This is a genomic window from Pseudomonas uvaldensis (assembly GCF_021271205.1).
In the GTDB taxonomy this organism is placed as follows: domain Bacteria; phylum Pseudomonadota; class Gammaproteobacteria; order Pseudomonadales; family Pseudomonadaceae; genus Aquipseudomonas; species Aquipseudomonas uvaldensis.
In genome coordinates this window covers 340,710-355,331 of sequence record NZ_JAIWKS010000002.1, presented here as the reverse complement: position 1 = coordinate 355,331, position 14,622 = coordinate 340,710, and the positions used below count along the sequence as shown (strand labels likewise).

The following is a 14,622-nucleotide window of genomic DNA, read 5'->3' as shown; positions in this document are numbered from 1 at the left end:
ACGCGTGAGACTCCAGCCAGCACATTCCCTCGCCACGGGCAGAAGCTGGCCTAATGAGTCTCCTCCAATACCTTGCTCAACTGCGCCCCATCGATGCTCAGGGTCGCCGTATCGAGCATGCCATCCAGGTAGGCCTTGGCAATCTGCTCCTGACGCTGGGCACGCAGGGCCTGGGTCAGTTGAGCGCGCACTTCGTCCAGGGTGGCTTCCCGGGCCGGTTGCTGCTCGGTGAGTTTGATCACATGGAACCCCGCCGCGCTCTGCACCGGTTCCGAAACGGCGCCTGGTTTCAAACGCGCCACCGTCTCACGCACTTGCGGCACGAATTGCTGCAGCGGTTGCATGCCGCTGTCCCCGCCCCGCTCGGCACTGGCACGATCCTGGGAAAAACGACTCGCCAACGCCGCGAATTCTCCCGGTGATGCCTGGGCTTTGCGGCTCAGTTCGACCGCTTGCCGGCGCACCGCTTCCACCGTTTGCGGCTCAGTGGCCGCCAGGAATATCTGGCTGACCCGATACAACGTCGGCGTCGTCCAGTTGGCTTTCCCGGCCTCGTAGGCCTGCTTCAGTTCCTCTTCGCTGGGATACCCAGCCGGCACCTGACTGACCGACTGCAAGTAATCCCGGAACACAATCTGCTCGGTCGCCGCCCGGGTCTGGCGCTCCACGTCCGGTCGCTGTCGCCAGCCTTGGGCATCGGCCTGCTCCAGCACAGCTTTCTCCGCCAGTCGCGCCCGGATCCAGCCTTCCAGTGCCGCCCGGTTGCCACGCAGCTGTTGCCGCACGTCTGGCGTCATCGCCTTGAACAACGCCTTCAACTCATCAGGACTGACAGTTTGACTGCCCAATCGCGCCAGGCTTGGCGATTCGACCGAGACCCCATTGGCGGTCTGCACGGCAGCCACCGGATCGTTTCCTGGTCGCAGGCCCAGGACCACTGCCACGACCAGCAGACCTGCCGCCGCTGCGCTAAAGACAACCGTCGGCTTTTTCACGATGCAGCAACCTCCTCCACCGTGGCCTCGGCCTGGGCCTGCATACGCAAGGCGTTCTGGCTGTATTCGCGCAGATAAACAATAAATTCCTGCAACAGACGGTCCCACAGTTCAAGGTTGCTGCGCAGATGGTCGGCGCTGACACCCGCGGCCACCACCACATCCATCTCCATCACCAGGAATTCACCCTGCACCGACAACCGGGCGAAGCGCCGGGAGGCATTCCACAATTCGGCCAACCCGACCGGCAACTCACCTTGCACCCGCAGGGCGCAGCTGAACGTGAAGTCCAGATAGTCGCCAGCCGTTGGCGTCGGATTGCCGAAGCGCACCGCGAAACCGATGCCCTGGCTGGCGCTGAGCAATTGCACGATACCGTTTTGATCGGTTTGGTTGACCCGGTAGCCAGCAGCCTGTAACAGCTCGGTCAGGGATTTTGGGGAGACGTGTTCGATCAATGAAGTCATGCTCGGTTCATCCTTGCTATCAATGGGTAATCGAGGCCTGGGGCGCATCGAAACGGTTCTTGTAGAGCTCGTCGCCAATGCCCTGGGCCAGCTCTTCGAAACGCACCCGGGCCTTGGCGGCGAACGGTTGGCGGATCTTCATGACATCAGCCACATCGATGGTTTCGTAGGCGTGCAGCAGAGATTGGGCCACTTCGTACATCTGCTGATTCTTGACCGAACATTGCTGCACTTGTGTGTCACGCTCGGTCAATTTCGCTTCCAGGCGGGCCCGTTCGGCCTCCTTTCCGCGGGCCAGGACCAGTAGTTCGTCGTAGGCTTTCTTGAATTTGCCGATCTGCTCATTGCTGGCCGCCACCTGGGCCTGGGCCTGGTTCTGCAGGCTTTCCTGGCGCCCGGCCAGTTGCTCAGCCTGGGCCTGGGCCTTGGCCAACTGCGCGGTCAATAGCTTGATCTGCGCCTGGGCCTCCCTGGCCTGGCTTTCGGCGGCCTGTCGGGCGGCACTGGCCTGGGCCTGTTCACTTTGCAGGGCCTGCAACTGCGCGGTGGTGCTGCGCAGTTGCGCCCGCAGGCGCTCCTCCAGGCCTTCACCGTGGGCACTGGCATTCAAGAACAGACCCAGCATCAGCAACGCAACGGGATAAGGAATATTGGCTCGCCTTTTCATGAGGCCTCCCTGCGCTTAGAAGCGCGTGTTGATTTCAAGCTGCATCACGTCGATGTCGTACGGCGCGCCGTACACCGCTTCGGAACTCAGCCAGCGACCGGTGGCGAAAACGTTGCTCGCCAGGCCATAGTTGCCGCCCAGGAAATAACCCTTGGCGTTGGTGCCGCCCAGGTGGAACGACGAGTCGTTGAAGCCGTCAGGCAAGGCATCCGGCTGGATGTACTTGTAGCCGGCGAACAAGTTCCAATCGCCCTCTCGCTTGAGCTCCAGTGCGTTGCCCAGGGTGAACTGGAACATCCAGGCGTTGGCGCCGCTTTCCAGCTCGCCGTTCTCGTCGAGGTTGTTGGCGAACTGGCCTTCGGAGCGCTTGCGCATCTCGCCTTCGTCGTAGCCCAGGTTGTGCACGTAGTGCGCCTGGCTGCGCAACTTCAAGTCCGAGGGCAGGTCGGTATCCAGCGCCAGATTCAGGTCCAGCAAGTTGAACTCCGAAGCCAGGCCAACGTACTGCGGCTGTGGCGTGGTGGACGGATTGAGGGGATTGGGCGTGATGTCGCGCAGCAGGAATACCGTGTTGCCCTTCTGCATGAAGGCCACGCGAGAGCCGTCGCTGTCGCAGCCCGGGTCACCGGCCCAAGGCTGGCACGGCGAGGACCGCTTGCCCTCGATGTCATCGAAGCGGTAATAGGCCAGCGCCCCCTTGACCCGGTTACTGTCGTTGATCGCCCAGTTCGCCCCCAATTGCGCACCGTAGAGCCACTTGTTGTCGCTCTCCTCCTTGTCGGTCCCGTTGCTGGTACTGGTGTCGTTGGTGTACTCCACCGGAAACGCACCGACGGTACCGAACAGCCCCCAATCCTGGTTGAGCTTGTGATTGAAAATCGCCGCCACGCCGTCGAAGTTCAGGTCGCCGGAATACAACAGGTCGGTGGAGAAAAACGGGTTGGCGAAACGCCCACCGGTCAGGGTCAGTTCATCCGACGGTTTCCAGGTCAGGTAACCCTGGTCGAGCCAGATGTCTTTCTTGCCGAAACCGCCGCCCAGGGTCTGGGTGGTGGACACCGGGTTGTTGTCCGAGCCGGTACCGATCCGGATACCGGCGGTCCATTGCGGCGCGATCACGGCTTTCATGCCCAGGCGCGCTCGCAGGCGGAACAGATTCTCCCGGTCTTCGCGGGTGTTGAGCAACGGCGGCAGGCTGGAACTGCTGTTGGGGTTGACGTCGTACGGTCCCTTGTCATTGAGCCGGGCGAAGTCGACGATCTCGTTGCTGTTGTTGCCCGAGTAGTAGCGCGACTCATCCCGCAGGCGAATGTCGCCATCGAAACTGATGCGCGACACCCAATCCGGAAAGGTGTTGGGCTGGGCCCAGTTTTCCTGTTTGGCGGTGGCCATGACTTCCGCCTTGACCTGGTCGCGGATCTGCTCACGCACGATGTTCGGCACGTATTGCACCCGTACGTCTCCCGGCGCCCCAGCGGGTGCTGCGGCAACCGCTGCCGAGGCCTGGCGGGCCTGCACGGCTTCACGTTCGGCCTGGGCGATCAAGCCATCGGCCTGATCCTGTTTCAGCACGCCCTGCTGCACCAGCAGTCGGATCAGATTGATCGTGGCGTTTTCCGAAGGTGCCGGGGCGGCGGCCGCATGCCCGGCCAGGCTCAGGACCACCAGGCCGACCGTCCACGACAATCGATTCACATTGGAAATCATCTGCACACAACTCCTGTTGGCAAACTTTCAAGCATTCGGTTAACCCGGACGTCGTCCCTGCAAGGACAGGCGCACGGGCAAAGTCAGGGAAGCCGGCGGTCGCTCACTCAAATGGGGTGAGGCGCGCAGGGCCGAGATCACTTGTTCATCCACTTGCGGGTTGCCGCTGGACTTGACCAGCTCGACCCGAGTGATCTCGCCCACGGCGCTCAACCAGACGTCGGCCTGCAGCGAAAACGCCAGGCTGCGCAGGTCAGGGTTTTCCCGCAGCAGGCGCTGGAAGGTGAACGCCAGAAACTGGCTGTAAGTCCCATTGCCCAGGCGCCCGCCCCCGGCACCGGCCATGCCACCGCCCTTGCCAGCGCCGATGTTGAAGGCGTCGTTGCCAGCCTGGGCCTCGCCGTCCATTTGCATCGGATTCGCCAGGTCATCCACTGGTGAAGGCGGTGCTTCTTCTTCGGGCTTGACCTCTTCGGGTTCCGGGGTCGGCTCGGGCTCGACCACTTTCTCCTCGACTTGGGGTTCCGGCTCCTTGGGTTTCTCCGGCGGCGGTGGTGGCGGAGGCGGCAATGGAATGATGGTGGGCACCTTGGGCGCTTCACGCCGCACACCGCTCATGTCGTTGGCCCACTGCCACAGCAGCCAGGCCGCCACGGCGCCCAGCACAAGGCCGGCGGCCCACTTGAGCAGGCGCAGCGGCGAAGGCTTCACCGGGGGTGGGTTAATGGGAAGTCTGGCGGTCATGGTCAGCCCTGGCTCGGTTTGCCGGTCACCAGACCGACCTGGGACAGTTCCAGGCGCCGCAGAAGGTCCAGCACTTCGATGACCTTCTGGTACTGCACCGTGGCATCGCCGCGCACGATCACCGGAAAATCAGGGTTCTGGGCCTTCTCGATGCGCAGGCGTTCTTCCAGTTCCGCCAGGGTCACCGGATAGGCATCGAGAAACACCTGGCCGCCGTCGTTGACCGAAATCGCCTTGGTCTTGGCTTCGGACAGCGACACCGAGGCACTGGCCTTGGGCAGGTTGATCTGGATACCCGACACCTGCGCCGTGGCGGTAAGGATGAACATCACCAACACCACCATGAGCACGTCCACCAGCGGCGTGATGTTGATGCTGTCCACCGCGGCGTCATCGTCGTCATCGTGCGAAGCATTTACGCTAGCCATCGCGATTTCCTCAGGCCGGTACGGAGGTTGGGTGGTGATGATCGCGGCGGTGAGTCGCTTCGCCGGATTGCCCTTCACCGTGCATCTCCGCCAGACGCGTGATGAACTCATCGACGAACACCCGCATGTCGGCACTGACTTCCTTGTTTCGAGTGATCAGGCGGTTGTAGCCAAACAGCGCGGGAATCGCGACGAACAGCCCCATGGCAGTGGCGAGCAATGCCGCGGCCATGCCGGGAGCGATGGCGTTGATGTTCACGTCGCCAGCCATGGCGGTGCCCAGAAACACCACCATGATCCCCAGCACGGTGCCGAGCAGGCCAATGTAGGGCCCGCCGGCGATGGCGTTGGACAAGGTCGAGAGTTTCGAACTGAGCTGCTGGTTTTCCCGGGTGCGCACGCCGTCCATGGAGCAGCGGATCGCTTCGATGGTCGCGGCCGACACCGATGAGGTATCGGCGCCCTGCTCGCGACGGGTACGGATTTCCTTGACCGCCACCAGGTACAAGCGCCACAGGGAGGAATGTTGCAGGCGCTGGGCCAGGTCCTGATCGTCGGCAAACATCTCCAGGCGTGTGCCGACCCGGGCGAACTGTTCGCGAAAAGCTTCGTTGGCCGAGCTGACCCGGCTGACCATACGGCTCTTGCGGATCATGATGACCCACGACTGGACCATCATCAGCACCAGTATCGCGATGATCACCCAAGCGTCCATCGGTACGGCGTTAAGTAAAAAGCCCAAGCTGCCGAAGCCGAAGCCGGACTGTTCTTCATCGACCCCGTAGGCTACCAGTTTCGATTCGGCGCCCTGGGCGTTGGCGTCGGCCAACAGCAGCGGTGCCGGGCGGGCAACCTTGGACAGGCGGGCCTCGTCCAGGGCACCACTGAACGGTGCGAAGGACCCGGCGGCGACATCGCCCCCCAAGGCGATGGGTGAATTGAACGCCGGCATGGCCATCGCGAGGCTCGCGGTTTCACGGCCGTTGACGTACAGCACCACCCGGTCTCCCGAAGCGGTCACCGCCAGATGTTGCCATTGGCCGGGATTCAGCGGCTGGGTGGAGACGGCGCGCTGATCGTTGACCGCCAGGAACGGCACGCCCTGGTTTACGCCGACCAACAGGCTGGTCGTGGATTCGCGGCGAGCCAGGATGACCTGCTCACCGCTGGCCTGGTCCTGGCGCAACCAGGCGCTGAAGGTGAATGCCGCGCCGGCGTTGTGTTGCAGCGACGGGCTGGCGGGCAGCAGCAGCGGCTGGCCGCTGAACTGCAAGGCGCGGCCGATCACGCCATCGATGCTGGTGCCGGCGGCGCCTTGGGCATTGTTGCCGTAGGCCGTGGTGTCCCGGGGCGGCACACCGGTTGCGCCGTCAAAGTGATACAGCGCGGTGTAATCCGGGTCGAAGGTCAATTGACCACTGGCGGTGGCCGGTGCCTTCTGGTTGCCGTAATACATCCAGAAATCCTGGCGCTGCCCGCCCTCCACGCTCGGCACATCGACCCAGATCAGTGCCATGCCCATCAGCGGGTCGAAGCTTTCGATCTGGTGGTTGAACACGGTCTTGTCGTCGGCACTGACGAAACGCAGGTCCGAGCCGTCCTCCTTGACCCCGTCGAAGGTGAAATTGCCGGTGTGCAGGCGCACCAGCAACGCGGTGCGACCAAGCGCCTGGGCGATGGCCGCGCCTTGGGGCGTGGTGTCCACCGATATCTGTTTGCGGTAGTGCCAGTCGTCCTGCCACCAGGCGTTGGCGGTCGCCGGAAGGACCAGCCCCAGGCAGATCAACAGGGGTAACAATAAACGTGGCATGGCATGACTCCTGGGTTCAAAACGTCGCTTGCAGGTTGAAGTGCAGGCGTGATTCCTGTTTCGTGGTGTTAGGGCCGTCGAGCAGCGGATAGCCCCAATCGAGGCTGCCCGACAACCATTTGCTCAGGCTTGCGCGAGTGCCGAGGCCAACGCTGGCCAGGCTGTAATCGGCTTCCTGATCGGGCAATTCGTCACGCAGGTACAGCTGCGCGCCTTCTGCAAACGCATAGAAACGCCATTCCTGGACGTAGCTGCCGACGAACCTGGCGAGAGAGGGTGTGCGCAACTCTTGGGACAGCAGGTAGCCATCGTCCCCGGTGCGTTCGGCGGCCAGGTACCCGCGTATGGAGGTGGCACCGCCGGCGGAAAACTGTTCGTTGGACACCAGCGGCCCGGACGCCAGTTGGAACGCGGCCTTGGATGCGGTCTGCCAATCGTTGCCGAAGGTAAAGGTGTAGTTGCCGTCGCCCTTGAGCACGGCAAAGCTGGGGCTGGCGCGGTAGCGCTTGTAGTCGAACTCTTCGTCCGAACTTCCGTAGCCCAGCAAGCTTCGTGTCCCCGCCACCAGACTCAGGCCAAGGCCCAGCTGGCTCTTTTCGGTGTAGCGATACCCGTTATAGGCAAAGGTGAAGGGTGCGTACTTGAGCGGGGCCTTGTCGCTGGAACCGCCCAGGCTCAACTCTTCATCGAAATCCTTGAAATCCACGCCGGCGGATAAGGTATTAGACCAGGCGCCACTGGAGGGCAGGCTGTAGATCGCCGAGACCCCGTAGGAATGCCCCTTGCCCAGCACGTTGCTGCCACCGACGGTCGCCACGTTGCTGTCGGATTGGTAGCCGGAGAACTGCACGCTCCAGCGTTCATTCAACGGCGCGGTGTAGGACCCCGACCAGACCTTGGCGTTGTCAGTGTCCTGGGGCGCGGTAAAGAAGGTCAGCGAAACGCTATGCCCCAGTTGCCAGAGGTTGTTGTAGCCCAGGCTGGCAACGGTGCGCAGCTTCTCGGTGTCGGCACTGTAATCGTTGTTCAGGCCAAGGCTGGCCTGCCAGGGGTTCTGGTCCTCGACCTGCAGATCCACATCCATGGTCCCGGGCCGCTGGCCTTCGCGGACCAAGGGCATCACCTGGCGCCCCGGGGTCTTGTTCAACTGCGCCAGTTCGGCCTGGACTTGGGCAAAATCAGGCACTTCGCCTTCCTTGAGCGCCGGGACGTCCTCGCGGATCTCCAGCGGCGAATAATGCCTGGCGCCCACGACCCTGACCCGGCCGACCTTGGTTTCGCTGACTTGCAGATAAACGATGCCGTCTTCGACCTTTTGCTCCGGCAGTTCGACGAACACCGATTGATAGCCCCGAGCCTGATAAGCCTTCTGCAGCGCATCGCGGGCCCCTTCGATATCGCTCATCGCTTTCTGCGGACCGAGGAACGGGTACACCGCCTCCTCGATGGCACGGGCGTCGAGCACGGTGTTGCCGCGCACGAAATACTCGTTCACGTCCACCAGACGGGCCGCCTGGGCCTCGGTCCCTTCCTGCGCGGCAAGGGCCGACGGACCGCCGACTGTCAGCAACAGCCAGCCCCACAGCGCCGGCCGTGACTTGAAGAAATGCTCCACACCACCCCCTGAATTCAAAGTACCGCTCAATTGCTGGTCGTCGATGTCGTGGCATGCCGGGCCAGCCAGGTGTGCAGCAGCGCGAAGTTCAAGGAGAACTCCGGCATTTGCAGCAAGGCGCCACAGAACACTTCGCCGATGATTTTCTGGATGAGTCGCACGGCACGCACATCGCCCAGCAACGTGGCGAGGTCCCTGCTCAAGACGTCGTAGCTCCAGACCTTCTGGTTCAGCTCCAGGCCGACGAACCAGCGAAACAGCAGGTTGTAATTGAGCTGCTCGTAGAGTTGCTGCTCGCTGGGCACCGAATAGAGCAGTTGCAGCAAGAGGATGTGCATGGCGGTCTGCGGCGCAATCCGCATTCCGGCGGCGGTATCGAGGGCTTGCAGTACGTTGCGATGCTCGTCCAGGAGGTCGTCGATCTGCGGACGCAGCAAGACCAGCGAGTGGCCCTGCGGGATGTAACTGGACACTTCCTTGAGCGCGCCCTGCCAGTCATCCTGGGAAACGATCCAGACCCAGGGTGCGCCATAGCGATACACCGAGACCGGCTGTTTGCGCGCCGCCTCGACGATCTTCGACAGCCGCTGATCGAGCTCCTGCATGCCCACTTTCGAATAACGTTCCATAGTCCCCATTGCCTCACTCCCGGCTTTGCGCCCCCGTTTCGAAAGACCTTGAAGGTCTCCTCGAACGCGTCACACAGGCATGACGGGAATGGCGATGTGCTACCGAACTTTTGTCATGAAAGCTTCATGTGGGCTTTCCGGAACATGGCTCCCTCTTCCGAGGTAGGCCTGCCGAGGCATATGCCGGCGAGGGCTGGAGCCCTACCATGGCGGTACGCGGAGGTACGCCATGTTGACCCACCCTTCTATCGTTCTACTGTTGCGCCGTCATCATCTGTTCAGCCAGTTGCCGGAGCGTGTCTTCGAAGAGGTGTGCGGACTCGCTGTGCTCAAGCGCCTGGCTTGCAATGGCACGCTCATGCACCAGGGCGACCCGGCCAAGCGCTTTTTTCTGCTGATCAGCGGCCAGATCAAATTGTTCCGGGTCACCGGCGAAGGCCAGGAAAACCTGGTGGAAATCATCCAGCCGGGGCAGACCTTCGCCGAAGCCCTGCTGTTCAGCCAGGCCCGCTGCTATCCGGTGAGTGCGTCGGCGCTCAAGGACAGCGTATTGGTGAGTATCGAGGGCGCCCATTATCGCAAGGCCCTGGAAGACCAGCCCAAGGTCTGCCTGGCGATCCTGGCGAGCATGAGCGTGCACTTGCACCAACGCCTCAGGGACATCGACAACCTGACCCTGGCCAGCGCCAGCCGGCGCGTGATCAATTTCCTGCTGCAAGAACGTGATCCACGGGACGGCCAGGTGGTATTGCAGGTATCCAAGCGTCTGGTGGCCTCCAAGCTGGGCATCCAGCCGGAAACCTTCTCGCGGATTCTTCATCGCCTGGTGGACGGCGGACTGATCACCATGGAGCGACGCAACATCCGCATCCTCGCCGAAGAGGAGCTGGCGGATTACCAGCAGTAAACCGCGCTCCCCTGTGGCGAGGGTGTCGTTGCAATCAGTCGGCGCCTATCAGAGGCACCAACCGCTCGAACAACGCCTCTGCTTCCTCCTCCGTGCAGTCGACACCGAAGCGCTTGCGCAAGCCCAACTGGTTCAGGATCACATGCACGTCCGCTACCAGGTCATGTTGTTGCAGGCAGGCCTGGACGCACTGCAACGCGCAGCCGTCCAGTGCAATGATCCGTCGCCCCGAGCGCGCCTTGTTGACCAGGGGCGTCACGTGCCCGCCCACCCCGACGATGCACGACATCTCGGCCAGGCCGGCCCGGTCCAGGCGTAAGGCAACCGAGTTGGCCAGTTGCGCGACGTTGGAGCAGCCGGAACAGGAATACACCAGGGGCAGTTCGTTCGAGGCTTTCATCACGCTGAAGCCAACCCCTTCCCCGCCCGTTCCAGATTGCGCCATAACCATGGCGGCAGTACGTCCGGGTCAAGACTGTCGATCAGGTTCTTCACCGCCAGCCCCAGTTCGGTGTCGCCCTCGATGACCAGCCGGCGCCGGAAGAACAAGGTATCGGGGTCTTCCTGACGGCTGGCCAGCAACAGGAATTCACGCCAGTTGCCGCTTATGGTGACCTGGGCCTCGGCCCGTTCGGCAATGCGCAGTCCGTCGCGCGCCAGCGTCAGATACCAGCACAATTTCAGGTCGAGCACCCGCAGGCACAACCAGCGACCGCGCAGCACATCGAACCCGCCTTCGCGCAGCGGTTCGGCCAGGCAGCGATTGAGCGCCTGCTGCAATGCCAGGCGCTGCACCACAAAAGGCACCTTGCCCACCAGTGGCAGCAGGCGATCGGCGCCCTTGAGCACCCACTTTTTCGGATTCAGCACAGGCCAGCCTCCTCGACTTTCAGCATGCCGGCCTGACCGTGCCAATAGCCGTTGCAACCCTCGACGAACAGCGGCGGTGCCTCGCCCCGGCGGACCTTGTCGAACGCAGCGACCACTTCGGCCATGCCTTGAGCCCGTGGACTGAGGCGCAGCACATCCGCACCGCAGGCCATCAGTGCGTTGTAATCGGCCAGCAGATTGGTCGGTTCACCGGACATCGTCTGGATGCCATTGAGGGTGAACAATGACTGGCCCTCCTGGCTGCTCAGCGCCAGGCCATCGGGGTAGTTGATGCAGCAGAACTGACAATCATCCTTGGGTCGGTTTTCCGCACGCGCGGTAAAGCAACGTGCCGAATAGGCCAAGGGCAGATGCCCGTAGGAAAAGATTTCCACCTCCGGCACCTCGCGGTCCATGCCCCGCACCTGCTCCAGCACATCGGCGATCAGCGCGGCCGAGCACTCCACCGGAGGCACCCAGCGGATCATCCCGCTGTCGAGCAGTTGCGCCAGGGCGTGGCCGTTATAGAGGTTCAGCGCCGGACCGCCCACGAATGGCAGCTTGCGCTCGGCAAGGAAGTGCACCGCGCCCATGTCGTTGGCTTCCACCAGCAACTGACCGTTGTCACATAGCCGACGCAACGTGGACAGCTCCGATGCGGCCTCGATCAACGTCAGACTCGACAATACGATTTGCGCCTGGCTGCTGGCCTGAAGCTCACGCCCCAGGCCCAGCCATTGATCCAGTGAGAAGGCCCGGCGTTTCGAGCACACGGTTTCCCCCAGGTAGATCACGTCCAGCGGCAATGCCGACATGTCGGCGTAGAAATTCCCCAGTTGTGTTTTGTCCCAATAGAACAGGACCGGTCCCAGGCTGAGTTTCATCAGGCTTCCCTCATTGCCACGATCGATGGTAGGCACCCAGGGTGGTCTGGCTGCCTTCCGACAGACCGGCCAGCACCTGGCGCCATTCTTCCCGCACCCGGAACTGTTGCGGCGCGGACCGGTGTGCATCCAGCGCCGCACGCCAGACCCGGGTCACCTGCTCGACATAAGCCGGGCTGCGTTGGCGACCTTCGATTTTCACCGCCTCGACGCCGACCGCCGCCAGCTCCGGCAGCAAATCCAGGGTGTCCAGGCTGGTGGGCTCTTCCAGTGCATGGAAACGCTTGCCACCCACCAGGAAACGGCCCTTGCACAAGGTCGGGTAGCCGGCCGGTTCTTCAGGGGTGTAACGGTCGATCAGCACTTCGCTCAAGCGTGCACTCAACCCTTGGGCGTCTTCGCTCCAGCGCACCGCCTTGGCAGGTGAGCAGACGCCGCACAGGTTCGGCGACTCCCCTGTGATGTAGGAAGACAAGTGACAGCGTCCCTCGGCCATGATGCACAGGCTGCCGAAACCGAAGACTTCGATGGGCACGGGGCTATTCGCCGCCACCTGGCGCACCTGGGCCAGGGACAGCACCCGAGGCAGCACGGCACGGCGAATGTCATAGCGCTGGGCGTAAAAGGACAGCGCCGCCGCGTGGGTCGCCGAGCCCTGAACCGACAGATGCAGCGCCAGGTGTGGATGGCGCTGACTGGCGTAGCCGAGCACGCCGGGGTCGGCGGCGATCAGAGCGTCCACGCCGAAATCGGCGGCGCGATCCACCGCCCTCTGCCAGCGCTCCCAGCCCTTGGGTTGCGGGTAGGTGTTGACCGCCACGTACAGCTTGCGTTGGTGCTGGCGGATATGCGCGACAGCGGCATCGAATTGCTTATCGTCCATGTTCAGCCCGGCGAAATGCCGGGCATTGGTGTCGTCGCGAAAGCCGACATAGACGGCATCGGCGCCTTGGCGCACGGCCGCTTTGAGGGCAGGCAGATTCCCTGCCGGGCAAACCAGTTGCATGGGGCATCCTCATGGAAGAACTAACAGCGCCGCCCAGTCTAGCCAGCCCCCGGGCGGGCACCTTGACGGCAATCAATTGCCGTCAATGCATCAATGCGGTGAACGGCACATACATCACCCGGTCGTGCTTGTGCACCAGGGTGTCCCGCTCCACCACCGCCAGCCCATCCGCCCAACACGCGGCACTCAACATCGCCGAACTCTGCTGGGGATGCACCTCCACGCACAAATGACCATTGGCATCCGGGACGAGTCTGGCGCGCAGGTATTGCCGACGCCTGTTGCGCCGCAGCCAATCGAAACCCGCCGGCAACGACAGCGGCACGGGCAGCACATCGACCATGCCCTGAGCCCGGAGCAGAAACGGCCGCACCACGACCAGCGCCGTCACCAGCGCCGCCGACGGATTGCCCGGCAAACCGATCCAGGGCTTGCCCATCACATCACCGAACGCCAGGGGTTTGCCCGGTTGGATCGCCAGGCGCCAGAGGTCGATATTGCCCAAGGCTTCGATGGCTTGCTTGAGGTGGTCTTCCTCGCCCACCGACACACCGCCCGAGGTCAGCAGCAGGTCACACTCGCCAGCGGCCAGGCCCAACGCTTGCCGGCTGGCCTGCAACCGATCGGGCATGACGCCGAAATCATGCACCTCGACACCCCAGCCACGCAGCAGCGCGGCGAGACTCTGGCGGTTGCTGTTGTAGATCTGCCCGGGTGCCAGCGGCTCACCCGGTTCGCGCAACTCATCGCCGCTGCTGAGCAGCCCCACCCGCAACGGACGATACGCCTCCACGCACGCTATCCCGGCACCGGCGAGCAACCCCAACTCCTGGGCACGCAGGCGCGTTCCGGCCCTCAGCAGGCGCGCGCCCTGGCGCAGTTCTTCACCTTCCTTGCGTACGTGGTCACCCGGCTGAATCGACGCTACCCACACGCGCTCGCCTTCTACCCGACAGCTTTCCTGGGGCACCACCGTGTCAGCGCCCGGCGGCAGTGGCGCGCCAGTGAAAATCCGCACCGCCTGCCCCTCTTGCAGCGAAGCACTGGGGCCGTCGCCCGCGGCGATTCGTCCACTCACCGTCAAGAAGCCGCCGACGCTCGGCACGTCGGCGGCGCGCAGGGCGTAACCATCCATGGCGCTGTTATCCCAGGCCGGCAGATTCATGGGGCAGATCACGTCGGCGGCCAACACCCGGCCCAGGGCCTTGCCCAGGGCAACCGACTGTACGAACGGTGGCGGCGGCGCCTGGTCGAGCAGATGACGAATCGCCTCGTCCACGGGCATCAGCACACCGCTGTCACAGGCCGAACCGCACCCACGGCTGCTCATGACCGCGTCTCGCAAGCAACCGGGACGACGCCCGCCTGCGGCTTGAGATGGGGAGTGAAGTTACAGGGGCCGGTACGACTGTCCAACTGCGAGGCCAGGATCTGCTCCCAACCGGTCCGGCACGCGCCGGGCGAACCCGGCAGGCAGCACACCAACACGCCATTGCTCATGCCGGCCAACGCTCGGGACTGCAGGCTGGACATGCCGATTTCCGCCAGTGAGACCTGGCGGAACAGCTCACCAAAACCGTCCACTTGCTTATCCAGCAAGGGCAGGACCGCTTGTGGCGTATTGTCCCGTGGCGTGAAGCCGGTACCGCCGGTCATCAGCACCACTTGCACGTCCGGCGCGGCGATCCACTGCGAAACCTGGGCGCGGATCTGATAGATGTCGTCCTTTACCAGCCCGCGGTCGACCAGCACATGACCGGCCGTTTGCAGTAAGTCGATGAGCGTCTGCCCGGAGCTGTCGGTGTCGAAACGGCGGGTATCGCTGATGGTCAGCACCGCAATGTTCAGCGGTTGGAAGAGGCGTTGCGTCAGATGGGCCATGGTCTCAGCCGT

General features: G+C 63.2%; 16 protein-coding genes. 1 reads left to right on the top strand and 15 read right to left on the bottom strand.

The features are described 5' to 3' along the window. Positions 1 to 50: 50 nt before the first annotated feature. From LCU97_RS04995 to LCU97_RS04955, 9 genes are read right to left on the bottom strand one after another with little or no spacing between them, the layout of a single operon-like run. Positions 51 to 995, bottom strand: a complete 945-nt coding sequence (locus LCU97_RS04995) for a peptidylprolyl isomerase (RefSeq protein WP_232775730.1) — start codon at positions 993 to 995, stop codon at positions 51 to 53. Continuing rightward, entirely contained in the window at positions 992 to 1,462 is a 471-nt protein-coding gene (locus LCU97_RS04990; protein ID WP_232775729.1) for a YbjN domain-containing protein, read from the bottom strand. The genes LCU97_RS04995 and LCU97_RS04990 overlap by 4 nt, the downstream gene beginning before the upstream one ends. A 19-nt stretch (positions 1,463 to 1,481) precedes the next feature. Continuing rightward, positions 1,482 to 2,129: a DNA repair protein gene (locus tag LCU97_RS04985; protein ID WP_232775728.1), complete on the bottom strand. Its 648-nt coding sequence runs from the start codon at positions 2,127 to 2,129 to the stop codon at positions 1,482 to 1,484. A gap of 15 nt (positions 2,130 to 2,144) precedes the next feature. Beyond that, entirely contained in the window at positions 2,145 to 3,836 is a 1,692-nt protein-coding gene (locus tag LCU97_RS04980) for a putative porin (RefSeq protein ID WP_053150919.1), read from the bottom strand. Between the two features lie 39 nt (positions 3,837 to 3,875). After that, positions 3,876 to 4,580 carry a TonB C-terminal domain-containing protein gene (locus tag LCU97_RS04975; RefSeq protein ID WP_053150917.1) on the bottom strand — a complete coding sequence of 235 codons (705 nt, stop codon included), beginning with the start codon at positions 4,578 to 4,580 and terminating at the stop codon, positions 3,876 to 3,878. Between the two features lie 2 nt (positions 4,581 to 4,582). Beyond that, positions 4,583 to 5,008: an ExbD/TolR family protein gene (locus LCU97_RS04970; RefSeq protein WP_053150914.1), complete on the bottom strand. Its 426-nt coding sequence runs from the start codon at positions 5,006 to 5,008 to the stop codon at positions 4,583 to 4,585. A 10-nt stretch (positions 5,009 to 5,018) separates the two neighbouring features. Beyond that, positions 5,019 to 6,818 (bottom strand): DUF2341 domain-containing protein, encoded by a 1,800-nt coding sequence (locus tag LCU97_RS04965; protein WP_232775727.1) that lies wholly within the window; start codon positions 6,816 to 6,818, stop codon positions 5,019 to 5,021. Positions 6,819 to 6,834: 16 nt separating this feature from the next. Beyond that, positions 6,835 to 8,433, bottom strand: coding sequence for a ShlB/FhaC/HecB family hemolysin secretion/activation protein (locus tag LCU97_RS04960; RefSeq protein WP_232775925.1), 1,599 nt, complete (start codon positions 8,431 to 8,433; stop codon positions 6,835 to 6,837). 26 nt (positions 8,434 to 8,459) lie between these two features. Further along, a complete protein-coding gene (locus LCU97_RS04955) occupies positions 8,460 to 9,062 on the bottom strand; it encodes a transposase (RefSeq protein ID WP_053151263.1) in 603 nt (200 codons plus the stop codon). A 229-nt stretch (positions 9,063 to 9,291) separates the two neighbouring features. On the opposite strand from LCU97_RS04955, the gene LCU97_RS04950 reads away from it, so the two are divergent. After that, positions 9,292 to 9,969 (top strand): Crp/Fnr family transcriptional regulator, encoded by a 678-nt coding sequence (locus tag LCU97_RS04950; RefSeq protein ID WP_053150903.1) that lies wholly within the window; start codon positions 9,292 to 9,294, stop codon positions 9,967 to 9,969. A 34-nt stretch (positions 9,970 to 10,003) separates the two neighbouring features. Here the strand turns inward: LCU97_RS04950 and LCU97_RS04945 are convergent, their stop codons facing one another. The 6 genes from LCU97_RS04945 to moaB all read right to left on the bottom strand — a co-directional run bounded on the left by LCU97_RS04945 (position 10,004) and on the right by moaB (position 14,610). Continuing rightward, the gene (locus LCU97_RS04945; RefSeq protein ID WP_232775924.1) at positions 10,004 to 10,369 is read right to left on the bottom strand and encodes a putative zinc-binding protein; all 366 of its coding nucleotides are present in this window, start codon (positions 10,367 to 10,369) and stop codon (positions 10,004 to 10,006) included. Beyond that, positions 10,369 to 10,839, bottom strand: a complete 471-nt coding sequence (ubiT, locus tag LCU97_RS04940; RefSeq protein ID WP_232775726.1) for a ubiquinone anaerobic biosynthesis accessory factor UbiT — start codon at positions 10,837 to 10,839, stop codon at positions 10,369 to 10,371. The genes LCU97_RS04945 and ubiT overlap by 1 nt, the downstream gene beginning before the upstream one ends. Continuing rightward, positions 10,833 to 11,723 carry a U32 family peptidase gene (locus tag LCU97_RS04935; protein ID WP_053150887.1) on the bottom strand — a complete coding sequence of 297 codons (891 nt, stop codon included), beginning with the start codon at positions 11,721 to 11,723 and terminating at the stop codon, positions 10,833 to 10,835. The genes ubiT and LCU97_RS04935 overlap by 7 nt, the downstream gene beginning before the upstream one ends. Positions 11,724 to 11,733: 10 nt before the next feature. Beyond that, a complete protein-coding gene (gene ubiU / locus LCU97_RS04930; RefSeq protein WP_232775725.1) occupies positions 11,734 to 12,729 on the bottom strand; it encodes a ubiquinone anaerobic biosynthesis protein UbiU in 996 nt (331 codons plus the stop codon). An 82-nt stretch (positions 12,730 to 12,811) separates the two neighbouring features. Next, positions 12,812 to 14,059, bottom strand: a complete 1,248-nt coding sequence (locus LCU97_RS04925) for a molybdopterin molybdotransferase MoeA (protein WP_232775724.1) — start codon at positions 14,057 to 14,059, stop codon at positions 12,812 to 12,814. Continuing rightward, entirely contained in the window at positions 14,056 to 14,610 is a 555-nt protein-coding gene (gene moaB, locus LCU97_RS04920) for a molybdenum cofactor biosynthesis protein B (RefSeq protein WP_232775723.1), read from the bottom strand. The genes LCU97_RS04925 and moaB overlap by 4 nt, the downstream gene beginning before the upstream one ends. Positions 14,611 to 14,622 lie beyond the last annotated feature (12 nt).

What these genes read in the sequence shown, in the direction of transcription:
- LCU97_RS04990 (WP_232775729.1), bottom strand. Translation starts at nt 1,462, where the DNA reads ATGACTTCATTGATCGAACACGTCTCCCCAAAATCCCTGACCGAGCTG.
- LCU97_RS04985 (WP_232775728.1), bottom strand. Translation starts at nt 2,129, where the DNA reads ATGAAAAGGCGAGCCAATATTCCTTATCCCGTTGCGTTGCTGATGCTG.
- LCU97_RS04980 (WP_053150919.1), bottom strand. Translation starts at nt 3,836, where the DNA reads ATGATTTCCAATGTGAATCGATTGTCGTGGACGGTCGGCCTGGTGGTC.
- LCU97_RS04975 (WP_053150917.1), bottom strand. Translation starts at nt 4,580, where the DNA reads ATGACCGCCAGACTTCCCATTAACCCACCCCCGGTGAAGCCTTCGCCG.
- LCU97_RS04970 (WP_053150914.1), bottom strand. Translation starts at nt 5,008, where the DNA reads ATGGCTAGCGTAAATGCTTCGCACGATGACGACGATGACGCCGCGGTG.
- LCU97_RS04965 (WP_232775727.1), bottom strand. Translation starts at nt 6,818, where the DNA reads ATGCCACGTTTATTGTTACCCCTGTTGATCTGCCTGGGGCTGGTCCTT.
- LCU97_RS04955 (WP_053151263.1), bottom strand. Translation starts at nt 9,062, where the DNA reads ATGGAACGTTATTCGAAAGTGGGCATGCAGGAGCTCGATCAGCGGCTG.
- LCU97_RS04950 (WP_053150903.1), top strand. Translation starts at nt 9,292, where the DNA reads ATGTTGACCCACCCTTCTATCGTTCTACTGTTGCGCCGTCATCATCTG.
- LCU97_RS04945 (WP_232775924.1), bottom strand. Translation starts at nt 10,369, where the DNA reads ATGAAAGCCTCGAACGAACTGCCCCTGGTGTATTCCTGTTCCGGCTGC.
- LCU97_RS04935 (WP_053150887.1), bottom strand. Translation starts at nt 11,723, where the DNA reads ATGAAACTCAGCCTGGGACCGGTCCTGTTCTATTGGGACAAAACACAA.
- ubiU (WP_232775725.1), bottom strand. Translation starts at nt 12,729, where the DNA reads ATGCAACTGGTTTGCCCGGCAGGGAATCTGCCTGCCCTCAAAGCGGCC.
- LCU97_RS04925 (WP_232775724.1), bottom strand. Translation starts at nt 14,059, where the DNA reads ATGAGCAGCCGTGGGTGCGGTTCGGCCTGTGACAGCGGTGTGCTGATG.
- moaB (WP_232775723.1), bottom strand. Translation starts at nt 14,610, where the DNA reads ATGGCCCATCTGACGCAACGCCTCTTCCAACCGCTGAACATTGCGGTG.